The sequence below is a fragment of the Streptomyces sp. AM 2-1-1 genome, from assembly GCF_029167645.1.
GTDB lineage: Bacteria > Actinomycetota > Actinomycetes > Streptomycetales > Streptomycetaceae > Streptomyces.
This window is the reverse complement of record NZ_CP119147.1, coordinates 3,237,064-3,255,678: the sequence shown is the minus strand read 5'-3', so window position 1 is coordinate 3,255,678 and position 18,615 is coordinate 3,237,064. Positions and strand designations below refer to the sequence as shown.

The 18,615-nt window shown below is 71.7% G+C and carries 16 protein-coding genes; 7 read left to right on the top strand and 9 right to left on the bottom strand.

The window, feature by feature from the left end; genetic code table 11:
- Nucleotides 1–207: 207 nt before the first annotated feature.
- Together PZB77_RS13890 and PZB77_RS13885 are read right to left on the bottom strand one after the other, a co-directional pair.
- Complete coding sequence (locus PZB77_RS13890) at nt 208–1,644, bottom strand: ArsA family ATPase (RefSeq protein ID WP_275492908.1); 1,437 nt, start codon at nt 1,642–1,644, stop codon at nt 208–210.
- Nucleotides 1,641–2,615: an ArsA-related P-loop ATPase gene (locus tag PZB77_RS13885; protein ID WP_275492907.1), complete on the bottom strand. Its 975-nt coding sequence runs from the start codon at nt 2,613–2,615 to the stop codon at nt 1,641–1,643. The genes PZB77_RS13890 and PZB77_RS13885 overlap by 4 nt, the downstream gene beginning before the upstream one ends.
- Nucleotides 2,616–2,685: 70 nt before the next feature.
- Between PZB77_RS13885 and PZB77_RS13880 the strand changes: the two genes are divergently transcribed.
- The 4 genes from PZB77_RS13880 to PZB77_RS13865 all read left to right on the top strand — a co-directional run bounded on the left by PZB77_RS13880 (nt 2,686) and on the right by PZB77_RS13865 (nt 5,314).
- The gene (locus tag PZB77_RS13880; protein ID WP_003967454.1) at nt 2,686–2,844 is read left to right on the top strand and encodes a DUF4177 domain-containing protein; all 159 of its coding nucleotides are present in this window, start codon (nt 2,686–2,688) and stop codon (nt 2,842–2,844) included.
- Entirely contained in the window at nt 2,844–3,314 is a 471-nt protein-coding gene (locus tag PZB77_RS13875) for a RidA family protein (RefSeq protein WP_275492906.1), read from the top strand. The genes PZB77_RS13880 and PZB77_RS13875 overlap by 1 nt, the downstream gene beginning before the upstream one ends.
- Nucleotides 3,315–3,596: 282 nt before the next feature.
- A complete protein-coding gene (locus PZB77_RS13870; RefSeq protein WP_275492905.1) occupies nt 3,597–4,487 on the top strand; it encodes an NUDIX hydrolase in 891 nt (296 codons plus the stop codon).
- Nucleotides 4,484–5,314, top strand: a complete 831-nt coding sequence (locus tag PZB77_RS13865; RefSeq protein WP_275492904.1) for an MBL fold metallo-hydrolase — start codon at nt 4,484–4,486, stop codon at nt 5,312–5,314. The genes PZB77_RS13870 and PZB77_RS13865 overlap by 4 nt, the downstream gene beginning before the upstream one ends.
- Nucleotides 5,315–5,500: 186 nt before the next feature.
- Here PZB77_RS13865 and PZB77_RS13860 read toward each other — a convergent pair whose 3' ends face one another.
- Nucleotides 5,501–6,175 carry a Crp/Fnr family transcriptional regulator gene (locus tag PZB77_RS13860; RefSeq protein ID WP_150489041.1) on the bottom strand — a complete coding sequence of 225 codons (675 nt, stop codon included), beginning with the start codon at nt 6,173–6,175 and terminating at the stop codon, nt 5,501–5,503.
- 229 nt (nt 6,176–6,404) lie between these two features.
- Here PZB77_RS13860 and nth point away from each other — a divergent pair, with 229 nt between their 5' ends.
- The 3 genes from nth to PZB77_RS13845 all read left to right on the top strand — a co-directional run bounded on the left by nth (nt 6,405) and on the right by PZB77_RS13845 (nt 9,763).
- On the top strand, nt 6,405–7,574 hold the full coding sequence (nth, locus tag PZB77_RS13855; protein WP_275496060.1) for an endonuclease III: 1,170 nt from the start codon (nt 6,405–6,407) through the stop codon (nt 7,572–7,574).
- 261 nt (nt 7,575–7,835) lie between these two features.
- The gene (locus PZB77_RS13850) at nt 7,836–8,477 is read left to right on the top strand and encodes a CoA pyrophosphatase (protein ID WP_275496059.1); all 642 of its coding nucleotides are present in this window, start codon (nt 7,836–7,838) and stop codon (nt 8,475–8,477) included.
- A gap of 86 nt (nt 8,478–8,563) precedes the next feature.
- Nucleotides 8,564–9,763, top strand: coding sequence for a MarP family serine protease (locus PZB77_RS13845; protein ID WP_275492903.1), 1,200 nt, complete (start codon nt 8,564–8,566; stop codon nt 9,761–9,763).
- Nucleotides 9,764–9,951: 188 nt separating this feature from the next.
- Here PZB77_RS13845 and PZB77_RS13840 read toward each other — a convergent pair whose 3' ends face one another.
- The 6 genes from PZB77_RS13840 to PZB77_RS13815 form a co-directional block, all read right to left on the bottom strand.
- Nucleotides 9,952–10,155 (bottom strand): hypothetical protein, encoded by a 204-nt coding sequence (locus PZB77_RS13840; RefSeq protein ID WP_275492902.1) that lies wholly within the window; start codon nt 10,153–10,155, stop codon nt 9,952–9,954.
- A 106-nt stretch (nt 10,156–10,261) separates the two neighbouring features.
- The gene (locus tag PZB77_RS13835; protein ID WP_275492901.1) at nt 10,262–11,383 is read right to left on the bottom strand and encodes an alpha/beta hydrolase; all 1,122 of its coding nucleotides are present in this window, start codon (nt 11,381–11,383) and stop codon (nt 10,262–10,264) included.
- On the bottom strand, nt 11,380–11,913 hold the full coding sequence (locus PZB77_RS13830) for a phage holin family protein (RefSeq protein WP_275492900.1): 534 nt from the start codon (nt 11,911–11,913) through the stop codon (nt 11,380–11,382). The genes PZB77_RS13835 and PZB77_RS13830 overlap by 4 nt, the downstream gene beginning before the upstream one ends.
- Before the next feature lie 39 nt (nt 11,914–11,952).
- Nucleotides 11,953–13,317: a Na+/H+ antiporter NhaA gene (gene nhaA / locus PZB77_RS13825; protein ID WP_275496058.1), complete on the bottom strand. Its 1,365-nt coding sequence runs from the start codon at nt 13,315–13,317 to the stop codon at nt 11,953–11,955.
- 438 nt (nt 13,318–13,755) lie between these two features.
- The gene (gene acs / locus PZB77_RS13820; RefSeq protein ID WP_275492899.1) at nt 13,756–15,753 is read right to left on the bottom strand and encodes an acetate--CoA ligase; all 1,998 of its coding nucleotides are present in this window, start codon (nt 15,751–15,753) and stop codon (nt 13,756–13,758) included.
- 199 nt (nt 15,754–15,952) lie between these two features.
- Nucleotides 15,953–18,562, bottom strand: coding sequence for a bifunctional SulP family inorganic anion transporter/carbonic anhydrase (locus tag PZB77_RS13815; protein ID WP_275492898.1), 2,610 nt, complete (start codon nt 18,560–18,562; stop codon nt 15,953–15,955).
- Nucleotides 18,563–18,615 lie beyond the last annotated feature (53 nt).

Below are 18,615 nucleotides of genomic sequence, written 5' to 3'. Positions count from 1 at the left end.
GAACGCGTCGTACGGGGGGACGGACGGGGTGCGCCGGCGCCGGGGCCCGGTCAGCCGTGCCCGCTCCCCGTCCCGTGTCACGGCCGGGCCGGAGCCGGTGATCCACCTGCCGCCGCGCGGGCGCCCATCTCCTCGCACGGCATGCCCCGGCGTCCTGCGGGGGTGCGGAGCCGCCCGCCTCCGACGACGGACCACTGGGTCCGGTGGTCAGGCCGGGGGTTGCCCGGACCGAGCGGCCGCGAGACGCTCGCCCACCGTGCGCAGCCCCGACAGGTCGTGCACGTCGCCCGGCAGCGCCGCCACCTCGGTCACCAGGACCTCCGGGTGGGCAGCGGTGAAGCGCTCACGGGTCTCCCGCTCACGTGCAACCACCTGCATGCGTTCGGCGTGCAGGCGCAGCAGCCCGGCGGTGAGTTCTTCGACGGGAACGACGGGAACGAGAGGGTCCGCCGACACACCGTCCGTGCCGGGGAGGACGGGGGACTCGGCGTTTTCGGGAGATGGCTCGGGAGAGGGGTCCACCACCGGGTCGCTCAGACCAGTCTTCCCGGCGGGCCGATCCACCATGCTCGCCGCCTCAAGATTTTCCGCGGCGGCGAGAGCCTGTCCGGCCGTGAGGCGCGCGGCCTCGCTGCCGTGGGCCCGGTTCAGCACCAGCCCCGCGAGCGGCATGCTTTCCGCCGCCAGCCGGTCCACGAAGTACGCCGCCTCGCGCAGCGCGTCCCGCTCGGGCGTCGCGACCACCAGGAACGCCGTCCCCGGGGCCTGGAGCAGCTGGTACGTGGCGTCCGCCCGGGTCCTGAACCCACCGAACATCGTGTCCATCGCGGCGACGAACGTCTGGACGTCCCGCAGGAACTGTCCGCCCAGCAGCTTGCCCAGGGTGCCGGTCATCATCGACATGCCCACGTTGAGGAACTTCATCCCGGCCCGGCCGCCGATCTTCGCCGGGGCCATCAGCAGACGGATGAAGGTGCCGTCCAGGAAGGAACCGAGCCGCTTCGGCGCGTCCAGGAAGTCCAGCGCGGAGCGGGACGGCGGGGTGTCGACGATGATCAGATCCCACTCGTCGCGCGCCCGCAGCTGCCCGAGCTTCTCCATCGCCATGTACTCCTGCGTGCCCGCGAAACCGGCCGACAGGGACTGGTAGAAGGGGTTGTCCAGGATGGCGCGGGCCCGCTCGGGGTCCGCGTGCGCTTCGACCGTCTCGTCGAAGGTCCGCTTCATGTCGAGCATCATCGCGTGCAGTTCGCCCTCGCCCGCGATGTCCTCGACCCGGCGCGGGACGTTGTCGAGCTGGTCGATGCCCATCGACTGGGCTAGCCGCCGCGCGGGGTCGATGGTGAGGACGACCACCTTGCGGCCGCGCTCCGCGGCCCGTACGCCGAGAGCCGCGGCCGTGGTCGTCTTGCCGACACCGCCGGAGCCGCAGCAGACGACGATCCGGATGCCGGGGTCGTCGAGCAGGGCATCGGTGTCGAGACCCGGCCCCAGCGCCGCCTCCCCAGCGTCCACCGCCTCCCCAGCGTCCACCGTCTCCGTGCCGCCCACCGCTTCCGTGCCGCCCACCGCTTCCGTACCGCCCGCTGCTTCCGTACCGTCCGCCGGTACGGCGCCGGACCCTGCTCGGGGCGTCCGGGTCATGACGTCTCCTCTTCCCCGGTGCCCTGTTTACGGAGCTCCCCGGCCAGAACGTGCAGTGCGGCGAGGTCGATGCCCTCGCCGATCAGCGGCAGTTCGTCCGTGGGCACCCCGATCCCGGCCAGTACGGCCCGCTGCTCGCGTTCCAGGCCGACGCGCTGCGCGTGTTCGGCCGCCTGCGCGATCAGCGGACGGACCAGGGCGGCCGAACCGTTGACGCCGGCCCGGGTCAGCGTCTTCGCGATCTCCTTGCGGCGCGCCCCCGACGCCGTGCGCAGCGCCTCCTCGTCCAGCAGGTGGGGACGGACCATGTTGACGATCACCCGGCCCACCGGGAGCCGCGCGTCCCGCAGCTCCGCGATGCCGTCCGCGGTCTCCTGCACCGGCATCTCCTCCAGCAGGGTCACCAGGTGGACGGAGGTCTCCGGGGACTTGAGGACCCGCATCACGGACTGCGCCTGATGATGTATCGGACCGATCCGGGCCAGGCCGGCCACCTCGTCGTTGACGTTGAGGAAGCGGGTGATCCGACCGGTCGGCGGCGCGTCCATGATCACGTGGTCGTAGACGAAACGACCCTTCTTGTCCTTGCGGCGCACCGCTTCGCACGCCTTGCCGGTCAGCAGGACGTCCCGGACGCCGGGCGCGACGGTGGTGGCGAAGTCGATCGCGCCGAGCTTCTTGAGCGCCCGGCCCGCGCTGCCCAGCTTGTAGAACATCTGGAGGTAGTCGAGGAGCGCCTGCTCGGCGTCGATGGCCAGCGCGTACACCTCCCCGCCGCCCGGCACCTCGGCGATCCCGCGCTCCTCGTAGGGGGACGCGCCCGCGCCGAAGAGCTCGGCGATGCCGCCGCGGCCCTCCACCTCCACGAGGAGAGTGCGCCGGCCCTCGGCCGCGAGGGCGAGCGCGAGGGCGGCGGCCACCGTGGTCTTACCGGTGCCGCCCTTGCCGCTGACGACCTGGAACCTGCTCACGCTTCGAGCCTAACCAGTAGCTCGGCAGCCTACGCACGGGAGCACCCGTGCCAGGCATTACAGTCGGGCCATGACCAAGTGGGAATACGCGACCGTGCCGCTCCTCGTGCACGCGACCAAGCAGATTCTGGACACCTGGGGCGAGGACGGCTGGGAGCTGGTCCAGGTCGTGCCCGGGCCGAACAACCCCGAGCAGCTCGTGGCCTACCTGAAGCGGGAGAAGGCCTAGTGGCGGGCGCCGTCGAGGCGAGGATCGCCGAGCTCGGACTGACCCTCCCGGCCGTCGTCCCGCCGCTGGCCACCTACCAGCCGGCCGTGCGGTCGGGTGTGTACGTGTACACCTCGGGCCAGCTGCCGATGGTGGAGGGCCGGCTCGGTGTGACCGGCAAGGTCGGGGGCGAGGTCACGGCCGAGGAGGCCAAGGAACTCGCCCGGGTCTGCGCGCTGAACGCCCTCGCCGCCGTGAAGTCGGTCGTCGGTGACCTGGACCGGATCGCCCGGGTCGTCAAGGTCGTCGGCTTCGTCGCCTCCGCTCCCGACTTCACCGGCCAGCCCGGCGTGGTCAACGGCGCCAGCGAACTGCTCGGCGAGGTACTCGGCGACAAGGGCGTGCACGCCCGCAGCGCCGTCGGCGTCGCGGTCCTGCCGCTGGACGCGCCGGTCGAGGTCGAGATCCAGATCGAGCTGGTCGACGCCTGACCCGTACGACCCCGTTCCCCGATCCCGTCCGGTCCTCGTGACCGGGCGGGATCTTTCGTACCCCCGAGACGCCGGCCCGGAAGCACGACGGAGAGCCGGCTGCGACGTCCGCCGGGACAGCGGCGGAGAGGTCGGCCCGGGGGCGGCTGGACGTCCGCCGGGCCGGCGACCCGGACCTCGGCCGGGGTTCCGGTACTCCGTGATTGCCGCGCTGAGCCTTCATCGCCGGGGGAACCTCCGTACCCCTCTCGAACAAATGGGCCGATCCGATAGCCTCCGGCCATGTCGCATGGTCAGTGGTACCCACCGGAATGGCCCGACCGGATCAGAGCCCTCGCCTCGGGCGAGCTGACCGCCGTCACTCCCCGGCGCGCCGCCACCGTGATGCTGCTGCGGGACGACCCCGTCGGAGCGCACCCCGGTCCTGCCGTGCACATGCTGCGCCGACGCTCCTCCATGGCCTTCGCCGGGGGCGCGTACGCCTATCCCGGCGGCGGGGTCGACCCGCGCGACGACGATCACCTGGTCGACTGGGCGGGGCCGTCGCCGGCGAACTGGGCGGCACGGTTGGGCGTAGCCCGCGCGGCCGAGGCTCAGGCCATCGTCTGTGCGGCGGTCCGGGAGACGTTCGAGGAGGCGGGTGTCCTGCTCGCGGGGCCCACCCCCGGCACCGTCGTCGACGACACCACGGGCGAGGACTGGGAGGCGGACCGCGCGGCGCTCGTCGCCCGGGAGATCTCCTTCGCCGGGTTCCTGGAGCGGCGTCGACTCGTGCTCCGCTCCGACCTGCTGGGCGCCTGGGCACGGTGGATCACCCCCGAGTTCGAGACCCGGCGCTACGACACCTGGTTCTTCGTCGCCGTGCTCCCCGCGGGCCAGCGCACCCGCAACGCCTCGACCGAGGCCGACCGGACGGTGTGGATCACCCCGGCCGACGCCACGGCGGGCCACGCACGGGGCGAACTGCAGATGCTGCCGCCCACCGTGACCACGCTGCGCTCACTGCTGCCCTACCGAACCGCCGAGGCCGCGTTGGCGGCGGCGGAGACGCGCGACCTCGCCCCCGTCCTCGCCCGGGCCCGGCTGGAGGGCGACGAACTGGTGCTGGTCTGGCCGGGGCACGACGAACTCACCACCCCGGTCCCGCCCGCGGGAACCGGAGGAAACCGATGAGCGCCGCCGCCCCGCTGCCCGGACACCCGCGGGGGGAGGTCGTGTCGGGTCCCGCCACGGCCCGCTCCGTCAACGTCCTGGCGCCCAACGCCTCGGCGATGACCCTGGACGGCACCAACACCTGGATCCTGGCCGAACCGGACTCGGACCTCGCCGTCGTCGTGGACCCGGGACCGCTCGACGACACCCACCTGCGCGCCGTGATCGACACCGCCGCCCGGGCCGGCCGGCGCGTCGCGCTCACCCTGCTCACCCACGGCCACCCGGACCACGCCGAAGGTGCCGCGCGGTTCGCCGAACTCACGCGGACGAAGGTGCGCGCGCTCGACCCCGCGCTGCGGCTCGGCGACGAGGGCCTGTCACCCCGGGACGTGATCACGACCGGAGGACTCGAACTCCGCGTCGTCCCCACCCCCGGACACACCGCGGACTCGCTCTCGTTCCACCTGCCGGCGGACGGCGCCGTACTCACCGGCGACACCGTCCTCGGCCGGGGCACCACCGTCGTCGCCCATCCCGACGGGCGGCTCGGCGACTACCTCGACACCTTGCGGCGGCTGCGCTCACTGGCCACGGACGACGGCGTCCACACCGTCCTGCCCGGTCACGGACCGGTGCTGGAGGACGCGCAGGGGGCGGTGGAGTTCTACCTCGCGCACCGCGCCCACCGGTTGGCCCAGGTGGAGACAGCGGTGGAATCCGGCCTGCTCACACCCTCCGAGGTGGTGGCCCGCGTCTACGCGGACGTGGACCGGTCCCTGTGGCCGGCGGCGGAGCTGTCCGTACGGGCGCAGCTGGAGTACCTGGCCGAGCACGGCCTGATCTGATCGGATCGGGGCCGCCGGGGCCGCAGGGCCCGGCACGACGCCGAGCCGGACCGGTGCCGTGGCCGCCCCGTGGGTCCGGACGGGCGGGCCGGGCGCGTCCTGCGAGTGCCCCGTGACGCGCGAAGAGGCCCTGCCGGCACAGGCAGGGCCTCTTCACGCGGTGGGGGGCGCCGCGCGCCCGCGGGGTCAGCGCGAGCGCTTCGCCAGCCGCTCGACGTCGAGCAGGATCACCGCGCGGGCTTCCAGGCGGAGCCAGCCGCGGCCCGCGAAGTCGGCGAGCGCCTTGTTCACGGTCTCGCGGGAGGCGCCGACCAACTGGGCCAGCTCCTCCTGGGTGAGGTCGTGGACGACGTGGATGCCTTCCTCGGACTGCACACCGAAACGGCGCGAGAGGTCCAGGAGGGCGCGCGCGACACGGCCCGGCACGTCCGAGAAGACCAGGTCGGACATCTGGTCGTTGGTCTTGCGCAGACGGCGGGCGACGGCACGCAGCAGTGCCGTGGCGACCTCGGGGCGGGCGTTCAGCCACGGCTGGAGATCGCCGTGGCCCAGGCCGAGCAGCTTGACTTCGGTGAGCGCCGTGGCAGTGGCGGTACGCGGACCCGGGTCGAACAGCGACAGCTCGCCGATCAGCTCCCCGGGGCCGAGGACGGCGAGCATGTTCTCGCGCCCGTCGGGGGAGGTGCGGTGGAGCTTCACCTTGCCGTCGGTGACCACGTACAGGCGGTCGCCGGGGTCACCCTCGTGGAAGAGCGCGTCGCCGCGCGCGAGGGTCACCTCACTCATCGAGGCGCGGAGTTCCGCGGCCTGCTCGTCATCGAGCGCCGCGAACAGCGGGGCGCGTCGTAGAACGTCGTCCACGAGATCTCTCCTTGTCGGCCTGTTCAGGGAACCGTGGTCCCCATCATGCCGGACGGTAAAACAGTGCGATCAATCACAAACCAGTTTGACGCACGAACGGCCCGGATCGTACGGCAGGGGGCCGATCGGGGGTGGAAACCCGCTGACAGGGGCGAATCGGAGGGTCGGGCCCTAGGCTGACCGGGTGTCCGGAAAGCAGTGGAGAGCGAAGGCCGAGGGGGCCGTCGAGGTGTCGGAGAAGCAGGATTCAGCCGTGGGCGAACATGGTTCGGGGGCGCCGCGGAAGGCCCGCAAGCGGACGGTCGCGCCCGCCGACGCGACGAAGGCGCCTGCCGCGAAGGCCCGGCCCGCCGCGTCGAAGGCCGCCACGTCGAAGGCCGCCACGTCGAAGGCTGCCGCGCCGAAGGCTGCCGCGCCGAAGCGTGCGGCGTCCGGGCCCGCGGCGTCGAAGCGCTCCGCGGCGAAGGCTGCCGCGTCCACGTCCGCGCCGCGGAAGCCGGCCAAGCCCGAGTCCCACCTGGCGATGGTCCGCCGGGCCCGCCGGATCAACCGCGAACTGGCCGAGGTCTACCCGTACGCCCATCCGGAGCTGGACTTCCGCAACCCCTTCGAACTGCTCGTCGCCACCGTCCTCTCCGCGCAGACCACGGATCTGAGGGTCAACCAGACCACTCCCGCACTCTTCGCCGCGTACCCCACCCCCGAGGACATGGCTGCCGCCGTCCCGGAGGACATGGAGGAGCTGATCCGGCCGACCGGGTTCTTCCGGGCGAAGACCCGGTCGTTGCTCGGCCTCTCGGCGGCGATCCGGGACGACTTCGGTGGGGAGGTGCCCGGCCGGCTCGAGGACCTCGTGACCCTGCCGGGCGTCGGCCGCAAGACCGCCAACGTCGTTCTCGGCAACGCCTTCGGCGTCCCCGGCATCACCGTCGACACCCACTTCGGACGGCTCGTACGGCGCTGGAAGTGGACCGACGAGGAGGACCCGGTGAAGGTCGAAGCCGTCGTCGCCGGGATCTTCCCGAAGAGCGAGTGGACGATGCTCTCGCACCGCGTCGTCTTCCACGGCCGCCGAATCTGCCACTCCCGCAAGCCCGCCTGCGGGGCCTGCCCGATCGCACCGCTCTGCCCCTCCTACGGGGAGGGGGAGACCGACCCCGAGAAGGCCAGGAAGCTGCTGAAGTACGAGAAGGGCGGCCAGCCGGGTCAGCGGCTCAGTCCTCCGCCCGACTACCCGGGCGCTCCGGCACCGGGTCTGGGCGCGCGGGAAGCGGCGGCGCAGGAGGCCGCTCTGGCGGCCGCGCGGGAGGACGGAGCGGGGGGCGCGGGGTCCGCTGCCCCCAGCGGGGGCGCGGCCGGCCGGGGGGTGGCGCCACCGCCGGGCGCGGGGGCCGCATGAAAGGCATCGCGCCCCCGGCCTTACCCCCGGCAGTCCCGGCGCCGTCGGCGGTCGTCGTCACGGAACGTTCCCGCGCGTCCCCCGTACGGATGAAGACGGAACGAAATGGCAGATGACAGGCGTTGTGAGAAATCGGGGGTGCCCATGACCTACACACCGAGCACGACGCGGCCGACGAGCGCCGCGCAGACCGACGGCGGGACGCACCGGCCGGGCGAGTCACTCGCCCGCGCGGACGCGGTCGCCGTGACCACGGACGGCATGCCGGACTGGCTCGGACCGGTCGCCGAGGCGGCGCGTGGCGTGCGTCCGCAGCAATTGAGCCGTTTCCTGCCGCCGGAAAGCGGTGCGGGGCGCCAGTCGGCCGTGCTCATCCTCTTCGGCGAGGGTGACCGGGGGCCGGAGCTGTTGCTGATGGAGCGGGCGGGCACGCTCCGCTCGCACGCCGGGCAGGCGGCCTTCCCGGGGGGCGCGCTGGACCCCGAGGACGGCGATCCGGCCACCACCGGCCCGCTCAGAGCGGCGCTGCGGGAGGCCGAGGAGGAGACCGGCCTCGATCCGTGCGGGGTCCAGATCTTCGGCGTGCTGCCGCGGCTCTACATCCCCGTCAGCGGCTTCGTGGTGACCCCGGTGCTCGGCTGGTGGCGGAACCCCAGTCCGGTCCGGGCGGTCGACCAGGCCGAGACGGCCCGGGTCTTCACCGTCCCCGTCTCCGATCTCACCGACCCGGCCAACCGGGTGATCACCAAGCACCCCAGCGGCCATCTGGGCCCCGCCTTCCTGGTGGAAGACGCCCTCGTCTGGGGGTTCACCGCGGGTCTGATCGACCGGATTCTCCACTTCGCGGACTGGGAACGCCCCTGGGACCGGACCAGGCAGGTGCCGCTCGACTGGCACGCATGACAGGCTGGCTCTCCTGCTGTGTTGTTCCGGGCTCCCGGACCCCGTCACCCGACGGGCCAGGTGACAGATCTGCGAGGCTGTAGACGGTGAACGTGCTGGACATCCTGCTGCTCGTCGGCGCCGTGTGGTTCGCGGTGATCGGCTACCGCCAGGGTTTCGTCGTCGGCATCCTGTCCGTGATCGGCTTCCTCGGGGGCGGTCTGGCCGCCGTGTACCTGCTGCCGGTCATCTGGGACCGGGTCACGGACAACTCCGAGGTCTCCTCGACGGCGGCCGTGGTCGCGGTCGTGATCGTGATCGTCTGCGCCTCGGTGGGTCAGGCGTGCACCACCCACCTCGGCAACAAGCTCCGCGTGCACATCACCTGGTCCCCCGCCCGCGCGCTGGACGCCACCGGCGGCGCGCTGGTCAATGTGGCCGCGATGCTGCTGGTCGCCTGGCTGATCGGCTCCGCACTCGCCGGTACCTCCCTTCCCACCCTGGGCAAGCAGGTCCGCAACTCCTCGGTGCTGCTGGGGGTTTCCCGCGTGATGCCCCAGCAGACGTCGACCTGGTTCGACGACTTCTCCTCGGTCCTCGCCCAGAACGGCTTTCCGCAGGTCTTCAGCCCGTTCGCCAACGAGCCGATCACCGAGGTCGCGCCTCCGGACCCGGCGCTGACGGGCAGTCCGGTGGTGGCCCGCGCGAAGAAGTCCGTCGTCAAGGTCGTCGGCATGGCTCCGAGCTGCGGAAAGGTCCTCGAAGGCACCGGCTTCGTCTTCGCGGACGGGCGCGTCATGACCAACGCCCATGTGGTCGGTGGCGTCGACGAGCCCACCGTCCAAGTCGGTGGCGAGGGAAGGGTGTACGACGCGCGGGTCGTCGTCTACGACTGGCAGCGGGACATCGCCGTGCTCGACGTTCCGGAGCTCCGGGCAGCGGCACTGGACTTCGCCGGGGCCGACGCGAGGACGGGGGACAGCGCCATCGTGGCCGGCTTCCCGGAGAACGGCGGCTACGACGTCCGCTCCGCGCGGGTCCGGGGCCGCATCGAGCCCGAAGGCGCCGACATCTACCACCGCGGCACCGTCCGCCGTGACGTGTACTCCCTCTACGCGCTCGTCCGGGAGGGCAACTCCGGTGGCCCCCTGCTCACTCCGGACGGAAAGGTGTACGGAGTGGTGTTCGCCAAGTCCCGCGACGACGCAGACACCGGGTACGCCCTCACCGCCGACGAGATCCGCCAGGACATCGACACCGGCCGCACGGCCACCCAGCAGGTGGACACCCAGGGGTGCACGCTCTAGGGGAGGTACGACTGGCCCGGCCGGTCGTACCGGGCCCCGACGTCGTCCCCCGGCGGGAGCCGAGGGCCGACGGCGTCGGAGCAGGTCTTCCGGCCAAGCCGTGCGCGGGCGTACAGCCTGCCGGTCGGAAGGTGTCCGTGGGTGCGGGGACATCCCCGCACCCACGGCTGGTCAGGTGCGGATGCGGCTCACGCGCGGGGATGACGCAGCCGCGCCGACATCCAGCGGGCCCGTCGGCGGAGGATGCGCGGGATGCCGAGACGAGGATCGTGTATGACCTGCACGGTATGCATATGGCCCGTGGGGCCGCCCCCCTCATGAGTGCTCACCGCGGCAGTGGCGGTCGAGCGGCGGTTGCGTGCTGCGTCACCGAAGTCGTGCGTCCAGCCCATACCCCGACGTCTGCCCGTGACCCATGGTCGGTAATCGCGCGGAAGCAAGCCAATCGGCCTATGCGCGGGGCACGTGGCCGCCGGGGGAACATCTGTGCGTACAGGGTCAGCGATCGGGCTCGGGATCCTTGAGCCAGTTGATGAGTTCGGTCGAGAAGGCGGCCGGATCCTCCTCGTGCGGGAAGTGTCCGAGACCGTCGAAAAGTCGCCATCGGTAGGGCGCTTCGACGTACGCGCCGGACCCGGCGGAGCTCCGGGTGCGCATCGCTGGATCGAGTGACCCGTGCAGGTGCAGGGTCGGCACCCGGACCGGTCGCTTCATGCGCCGGTAGAACTGCACACCGTCCGGCCGGGCCATCGACCGCACCATCCACCGGTAGGGCTCCACCGCGCAGTGCGCCGTCGACGGGATGCACATGGCGCGGCGGTAGACGTCGAGCGTGCCCTCGTCCGGGAAGTCGACGTCGCTGGGACCCGCCCACTCCTCGATCAGGCGGCCCACCAAGGCGCCCTCGTCCGCGACGAGCTGACGCTCCGGCAGCCACGGGCGCTGGAACCCCCAGACGTACGAACCGGCCCGGGACTGGGAAAGGTCCGAGAGCATGGAGGAGCGCCAGCGGCGCGGGTGCGGCATCGAGGACACCACGAGGCGCCGTACCAGCTTCGGCCGCATCACGGCCGCCGTCCACGCGAGGTAGCCGCCCATGTCGTGCCCGACGAGGGCCGCGTCCGGTTCACCGAGCGACCGGATCACCCCGGTGACGTCGAGCGCCAGGTTGGCGGGGTCGTAGCCCCGGGGCGTGCGGTCGCTGCCGCCGACGCCGCGCAGGTCCATCGCGACGGCGCGGAAACCCGCCTCGGCGAGGGCGGGCAGTTGGTGGCGCCAGGTCCACCAGAACTGCGGAAAGCCGTGCAGCAGGAGTACGAGAGGGCCGGAACCCATCTCCGCGATGTGGAACCGCGCCCCGTTGGCGGCCACGTCACGGTGGGTCCAGGGGCCGTCCAGCCGCACGGGGCCCCCGGAGAGGAGCGCCGGACGGCCGCCACCGGCCGGGGTGCCGGTAGCCGTCGTACCGCCGGTCGGCCCGATGCCGGCCGCCGGGCCACCACCGGCCGCCGGCCCGCCGGCGACGGCGGGCCGTGCGGCATCCGGGGTGGACCCGGACGGCTCCGGCGCGGGTCGCGCGGAGCCTGTCGTACCGAATGCGCTTCTTTCGGGGACCGTCATGCCGAAGAGCGTGCCACAGCGGACGACTTGTCCAGGACCGGACTCTTCTCGACGGCCTTGTCCGCGAGCGTGGAACCACCGATCGCCGCGCGGGACGGAACGGGCGCGGCGGCCGGCCGGGGGTGCGGCTTGACGCCCTGGAGAACGGCCGCGCTCTGCTTCGCGGAAGCGATCGACTTCTCCGGGGGCTTGACCTTCTTGAACTTGGCGACGGCGAACAGCGCGAGCAGCACACCCAGGAGGATGAAGGCGCCGCCGACGATCAGGAACGACCAGGCGAGGCCGAGCCCCAGGTTGTGGATGCCGTACGCGGCCGCGAAGCTCAGCGTCGGGATCGCGAACAGCAGCAGGACGCCCGCGATGATTCCGGCGGCGCTGCCCATGACGCCGCGCTTGACGTCCTGGCGCACCTCGGCCTTGGCCAGGGCGATTTCGTCGTGCACCAGTGCGGACATCTCGGCGGTCGCCGAGGCGACCAGTTGTCCCAGACTGCGGTCCGCGCTGCCCACGAAATTGCCGGGGTCGCTCATCCCTGACTCCCTCTTCTCTTCAACACATCCGGTGACCGATCATGCCGGACCGTCCGGCCTGTCGCTCGCTGCCCCCGCCCGTTCGGCGAGACGGCGGTGTTCCGCCGCCCTCCGTTCGTGGAGGGCGGCCATCCGCAGGTGGTACGCGGGATCGTCCTGTTCGTAGATGTCGGGCACCCCCGACGCGTCTTCGTCCCGCTCCTCCGCCTCGTACAACGCCCGGTGGACGCGTACCCGGAGTTTGAGCAGTACACCGGAGACTACGGCGGCGATGACCGAACCGAGCAGAACGGCCGCCTTGGCTTCGTTGGTCTTTTCCTCGTCACCGGCGAAAGCGAGCTCGCCGATGAGCAGTGAGACGGTGAAACCGATGCCGGCGAGGGCGGCCACCGCGAAGACGTCCGCCCAGGCCAGGTCACGGTTGAGTTCTGCCTTGGTGAAGCGGGTGGCGAGCCAGGCGCCCCCGAACACACCGACGGTCTTGCCGACGACGAGCCCGAGGACGATCCCGAGCGTCTCGGGCCGCGTGAAGACCCCGGCGAGCGCGTCGCCGCGCAGGGTGATGCCGGCGGCGAAGAGCGCGAACAGCGGGACGGCGAGGCCGGCCGACAACGGGCGCATCAGATGCTCGATCCGCTCGCCGGGAGAGACCGTCTCCCCCTCACGCCGGGTGCAGCGCAACATCAGCCCCATGGCGACTCCCGCGATGGTGGCGTGGACGCCGCTGTTGTACATCAGCCCCCAGACGGCGAGAGCCAGCGGCACGTACACCCACCAGCCGCGGACCCCGAGGCGCAACAGGATCCAGAAGAGGGCCAGCCCGAGAAAGGCGCCGCCGAGCGCCAGGAAGTCGATCGACTCGGTGAAGAACACCGCGATGATCAGGATCGCGAAGAGGTCGTCGACGACGGCCAGCGTCAGCAGGAACGCGCGGAGCGCACCCGGCAGCGAGGTGCCGAGCACCGCGAGGACGGCGAGCGCGAAGGCGATGTCGGTCGCGGTCGGAACGGCCCAGCCGTCCAGGCCGCCTCCACCGAGGGCACTGGTGAGCACGTAGACGAGAGCCGGTACCACCATGCCGCACAGGGCGGCGATGACGGGCAGCGCGGCCGCCTTCGGGTCGCGCAGTTCACCCGCGACCAGCTCGCGCTTGAGCTCCACGCCCGCGACGAAGAAGAAGACGGCGAGGAGCCCGTCGGCGGCCCAGTGCTCCACGGAGAGGTCGAGACCGAGAGCGGCCGGGCCGAAGTGGAAGTCGCTGACCGCCGTGTAGGAAGAGCCCTGCACATTGGCCCAGACGAGTGCCGCGACGGCGGCCACCAGCAGGATGAGCCCGCCGACCGTCTCCGTGCGAAGCGCGTCGGCGAGGAAGTTCCGCTCGGGCAGCGGGAGGCGGTTGAGCAGCGTCGTCCGGGAGGAGGCGGGGGAGACCGGCGGTGGATCGGAAGCCGGTGGGTCGGAGGCAGGTGGAGAAGCCGGTGAAGCCGATGCTGGAGAGACCGGCGGGGTACGGCGGGGTTCGGCCACGGGAGGGACCTCCGGGTACGGGGTGGTGGGGAGGGCATGACGGACGCACTCGCCGACCAGACTTCCCGGCACCCCTATGAAGATCTTCTCTGCTGTTGCCCTGCTACGGCCACTCTAGACGGGCCGTCCACATGACCGAGGGCCGTCCATACGACCGAGGGCTGTCCGCACGCGCGAGGGTAGTCCGCGCGCGAAGGCCCTTCGCACGACCGAAGGGCCTCCGTGCGACCGAAGGGCCTCCGTACGACCGGGAACCCGTCCACACGACCGAGGGGCGTCCGTTGCCGGACGCCCCTCGGAGCCGTACGCCTTGACTCAGTCCTCGGAGGACGCGGACGGGAAGTCCGTCTGGATGAGGGCCATGACGGAGGGGTCGGTGAGCGTGGTGACGTCTCCGAGCTCCCGGTTCTCGGCCTTGTCACGCAGCAGGCGGCGCATGATCTTGCCGGACCGGGTCTTGGGGAGTTCGGCGACCGGCAGGACCCGCTTGGGCTTGGCGATCGGGCCGAGTGAGGTGCCGACGTGGTTGCGCAGCTCGGCGAGGAGTTCGTCGGAGGAGGTGGCCGTGCCGCGCAGGATGACGAAGGCGACGATCGCCTGACCGGTCGTCTCGTCGGCCGCGCCGACCACTGCCGCCTCGGCGACCGCGGGGTGGGACACCAGGGCCGACTCGACCTCGGTGGTGGAGATGTTGTGGCCCGACACCAGCATCACGTCGTCGACGCGGCCGAGGAGCCAGATGTCGCCGTCCTCGTCCTTCTTGGCGCCGTCGCCGGCGAAGTACTTGCCCTCGAACCGGGACCAGTAGGTGTCGATGAAACGCTGGTCGTCGCGCCAGATGGTGCGGAGCATGGACGGCCACGGCTCCGTGAGGACGAGATAGCCGCCCCCGCCGTCCGGCACCTCGCGGGCCTCGTCGTCGACGACGGTGGCGCTGATGCCGGGCAGGGCGCGCTGGGCGGAGCCGGGCTTCGTCGCGGTGACGCCGGGCAGCGGCGAGATCATCATCGCGCCGGTCTCGGTCTGCCACCAGGTGTCCACGACCGGGCACGTGTCCGCCCCGATGTGCTTGCGGTACCAGATCCACGCCTCGGGGTTGATCGGCTCGCCGACCGATCCCAGGACGCGCAGGCTGCTCAGGTCGAACTTGGCGGGGATGTCGTCCCCCCACTTCATGAACGTGCGGATCGCGGTCGGCGCCGTGTAGAGGATCGAGACGCCGTACTTCTGCACGATCTCCCAGAACCGCCCCTGATGGGGGGTGTCGGGGGTGCCCTCGTACATGACCTGGGTCGCGCCGTTGGCCAGCGGCCCGTAGACGATGTACGAGTGGCCGGTGACCCAGCCGATGTCGGCGGTGCACCAGTAGACGTCGGTCTCGGGCTTGAGGTCGAAGACGGCGTGGTGGGTGTAGGCCGCCTGGGTGAGGTAGCCGCCGGAGGTGTGCAGGATGCCCTTCGGCTTACCCGTGGTCCCGGAGGTGTACAGGATGAAGAGCGGCTGCTCCGCCTCGAATGCCTCGGGGGTGTGTTCGGTGGACTGGCGGGCGGTGATCTCGTGCCACCAGACGTCGCGTCCCTCGGTCCACGCGGTGTCCTGACCGGTGCGGCGCACGACCAGGACGTGTTCGACGCTCGCGATGCGGGAGACGGCGTCGTCCACGGCCGGTTTCAGTGCGGACGGCTTGCCGCGGCGATATCCGCCGTCGGAGGTGACGACGACCTTGGCGTCCGCGTCCTCGATACGGGCGGCGATGGCGTCGGCGGAGAAGCCGCCGAAGACCACCGAGTGGGCGGCGCCGATGCGGGCGCAGGCCAGCATCGTGATGGCGGCCTCAGGGATCATCGGCAGGTAGACGGCGACCCGGTCGCCCTTGCCGACGCCCAGCTCGGTCAGCGCGTTGGCCGCCCGGCTGACCTCGTCCTTGAGCTCCGCATAGGTGATGGCCCGGCTGTCGCCCGGCTCTCCCTCGAAGTGGATGGCGACCCGGTCGCCGTTGCCCGCCTCGACGTGGCGGTCCACGCAGTTGTACGCGACGTTCAGCTTGCCGTCCGCGAACCACTTGGCGAACGGCGGATTGCTCCAGTCGAGCGTCTCGGTCGGCTCGGTGGCCCAGGTGAGGCGGCGGGCCTGCTCGGCCCAGAAGCCCAGCCGGTCCGCGGCCGCCTGTTCGTACGCCTCCGCCGTGACATTGGCGTTCGCGGCCAGCTCGGCCGGCGGCTCGAACCGGCGCTCTTCACGCAGCAGGTTGGCCAGGCTTTCGTTACTCACGACATCTCCCATTCCCAGGGTGACCGTTGTGTCCCGTGGCATAGCTCATCAGGCGAAAGGCCGAGTGACAAGTGTCTGCCGGGAATTGGTTTAGACCTGTTCCTCGTGTATGGAGAAGCTCCGCCGACCGTCCTCCGGGCGCGGCACCGTACATCGCTACGGTGTTCCGTCCCGAATCGTGTCGTGCCCGAAGGAGGTGCGGCTGAGCCACAAGGTCTCACGGCCCTGGGGTGCCGGGGGTTCAGACGAGGCTGTGGCTGGCCTCCTCACGGCCGGCGCCGTCCCCTGGGTGCGCTTCCCCTTCCGCACCCTGCGGAAGTGCCTTCTCCGGCACGACAGCCGCGGGTTCCCGCGTTTCCTCCGGGCCGATGCCGATGCCCGGGGCCACGCGTTCGAAGACCTCGTCCGGACCCGATCCGGAGCTGGCGCCCTCGGTGAGCAGGTAGGCCTGGGCCTCGCCGACGTGGAAGTACATGCCGTGCAGGTGGAGAGTGCCGTCCGCCAGTCTCCGCGCCACCGACTCGTGCGCGCGGAGGTGGTCGAGCTGCTGCACGACGTTGGTCAGGCAGAGCTGCTCCACCGCGTCGGTGGGCATCCGGCCGGAGATGCGGGCCCACGAGTGGTCGCGGGAGGACATGCGCTCCAGACTGGGCAGTCCGTGCCGCAGCCAGCGCCACAGCGGAGTGGTCCGGGGCGTGTCCGGCTCGGCGTGGAGAAGCGCCTGCATGGCGCCGCAGCCGGAATGTCCGCAGACGGTGATCGACTCGACCTGCAAGACGTCCACCGCGTACTCGATCGCCGCGGCCACCGAGTCGTCACCGCCGGCGTCGGCCCCAGCATCCGGCGGGGGCACGAGGTTGCCCACGTTGCGCACGGTGAACAGATCGCCCGGCCCGCTCGACGTGATCATGCTCGTGATGAGACGGGAATCGGCACAGGTGAGGAAGAGCTGGGACGGCTGCTGACCCTCCGCAGCGAGACGGGCGAGTTCCTCACGGACCAGCGGAGCCGTGTTGAGCTGGAAGGAACTGATGCCGCTCAGCAGGGTGTGTCCGCCGCCGGCCCGGGGAGCGGTGGGCGGCCGCGTCCCGTGCCGTACCGCGTCGTCGGCGCGGGCCGGGGACGGTGCTCCGGCAGGCCCGGGCGTCACGTGCGGACGGCCGGAGACGGGGGTGGGCTGGTGGGGACGGTCGTGGCAGTGATGGTTGCGCCACGGGGTCCACGGACGGCAGCAGGAGTGCGCCGCCGATGCCGGTTCCGCGATCCTCCCTCCCGACCTGCCGGTGAAGACGATCTGGCCGCCCTGGGCGACCTGGGAGGTGCGCCAGTCCTGGATGGCCTCGTAGGCCGCGTGGTCCATGAAGAATCCGTCCAGTTCGACGATGGCGTCGACGCCTTGAGGGAGTTGGTTGAGAACACGGCTGAGCCGCGGCACCGCGAGGAAGGTCAGCTGGCCGCGCACGGTCACCAGGAAGCGACCGTCGCTCTCGCTCACGCTGATACGTGTACGGGCGAGCCGGTGGAGTGCCATGCCCACGGCGGTGGCGATCCCGACAGCGACCCCCGCCAGCACCCCGAACCCGACGACACCGGTGATCGTCGCCCCGTAGACCAGGACTTCGCGGTGCCGGTGGACGTTTCTGATGTGGGCGATCTTCACCATCTGGATGCCGACCACCATGACGAGGGCAGCCAGAGCCGCGAGCGGGATCCACTCCAGCACGAAGACCAGGAACCCCGTCGCGAGCAGCACCCAGACACCGTGCAGCACGGTCGCCGCGCGGCCGGTGGCCCCGGCGCGGACGTTCGCCGAACTGCGCACCGCACCACCGGAGATCGGAAGTCCACCGAGCAGCCCGGCCAGCATGTTGGTGATGCCCTGACCCCGCAACTCTCGGTCCAGATCGGAGCGCGCGACATGGCGCGGGGGCATGTCCGGGTTCTTGACCGCCTGCTCGGCCGTACGGTCGGCGGCCAGCTTGTCCACCGCCACGGCCGCCAGCAGCGATTCCAGGCTGCCGACCAGCATCACGGTGAACATGGCGGTGGCGAGGGCGAGTACGGGCCCCTGCGGGAGCTCGGGCAGGGCGTGGGACCGCCACGAGGGCAGGTCCACCCGGCTGATACCGGGTGCGACGACGGCGGCCACCGCCGTGGCCACGGCGACCGACGCGAGCGCGGCCGGAATCTTCCGGGCCACCCGGCCCGCGGCTCCGGGAAGGTGCGGCCAGGCCACCAGCAGAGCGATGGTCAGGGCGCCGATCAGGGGGGCGGCCGGGCTGATTCGCGCCAACTGCTCCGGAAGGGACAGGGCGTTCTGTACGGCGGAGCTCTGGGGGGAGCCGCCGAGGACGATGTGCAACTGGGCGAGCGCGATGGCCACGCCGATCCCGGCGAGGGTGCCGTGGACGATCGCGGGGCTCACGGCGAGAGCACCCCGCGCGGTGCGCAGCGAACCCAGCAGGATCTGGAGCAGTCCGGCCCCGATGGTGATGGCGCAGGTCGTGCGCCAGCCGTAGACCTGGATCAACTCGGCGGTGACGACGGTCAGTCCGGCGGACGGACCGCTGACCTGGAGCGGAGTGCCGCCGATCAGCCCAGCGACGATGCCGCCGAGTGCGGCGGAGATCAGGCCGGCTTCCAGCGGGGCGTCCATGGCGACGGCGAGGCCCAAGGACATGGGGACGGCGATCAGGAAGACCGTGATCGACGCGGAGAGGTCGGCGGCGGTGACGCGGAGGCGGACGCCTCCGCGCGTGGGCGGGCTGTGGGGTCGCTTCTCTCCCGAGGTGCGGGAGGGGAGACGGTCGTGGCGGTCTCGATTGTTTCGGGTGGGCAGGCAGGCAGGCATTCCCGTCTCCTCCGGGGCAGCGCGGTCGCGGAACGTGGGGACGCGGCCGTGGG

What these genes read in the sequence shown, in the direction of transcription:
- PZB77_RS13840 (WP_275492902.1), bottom strand. Translation starts at nt 10,155, where the DNA reads ATGGGCTGGACGCACGACTTCGGTGACGCAGCACGCAACCGCCGCTCG.
- PZB77_RS13835 (WP_275492901.1), bottom strand. Translation starts at nt 11,383, where the DNA reads ATGACGGTCCCCGAAAGAAGCGCATTCGGTACGACAGGCTCCGCGCGA.
- PZB77_RS13890 (WP_275492908.1), bottom strand. Translation starts at nt 1,644, where the DNA reads ATGACCCGGACGCCCCGAGCAGGGTCCGGCGCCGTACCGGCGGACGGT.
- PZB77_RS13830 (WP_275492900.1), bottom strand. Translation starts at nt 11,913, where the DNA reads ATGAGCGACCCCGGCAATTTCGTGGGCAGCGCGGACCGCAGTCTGGGA.
- PZB77_RS13850 (WP_275496059.1), top strand. Translation starts at nt 7,836, where the DNA reads ATGCCGGACTGGCTCGGACCGGTCGCCGAGGCGGCGCGTGGCGTGCGT.
- acs (WP_275492899.1), bottom strand. Translation starts at nt 15,753, where the DNA reads ATGCCACGGGACACAACGGTCACCCTGGGAATGGGAGATGTCGTGAGT.
- PZB77_RS13865 (WP_275492904.1), top strand. Translation starts at nt 4,484, where the DNA reads ATGAGCGCCGCCGCCCCGCTGCCCGGACACCCGCGGGGGGAGGTCGTG.
- PZB77_RS13870 (WP_275492905.1), top strand. Translation starts at nt 3,597, where the DNA reads ATGTCGCATGGTCAGTGGTACCCACCGGAATGGCCCGACCGGATCAGA.
- PZB77_RS13880 (WP_003967454.1), top strand. Translation starts at nt 2,686, where the DNA reads ATGACCAAGTGGGAATACGCGACCGTGCCGCTCCTCGTGCACGCGACC.
- PZB77_RS13815 (WP_275492898.1), bottom strand. Translation starts at nt 18,562, where the DNA reads ATGCCTGCCTGCCTGCCCACCCGAAACAATCGAGACCGCCACGACCGT.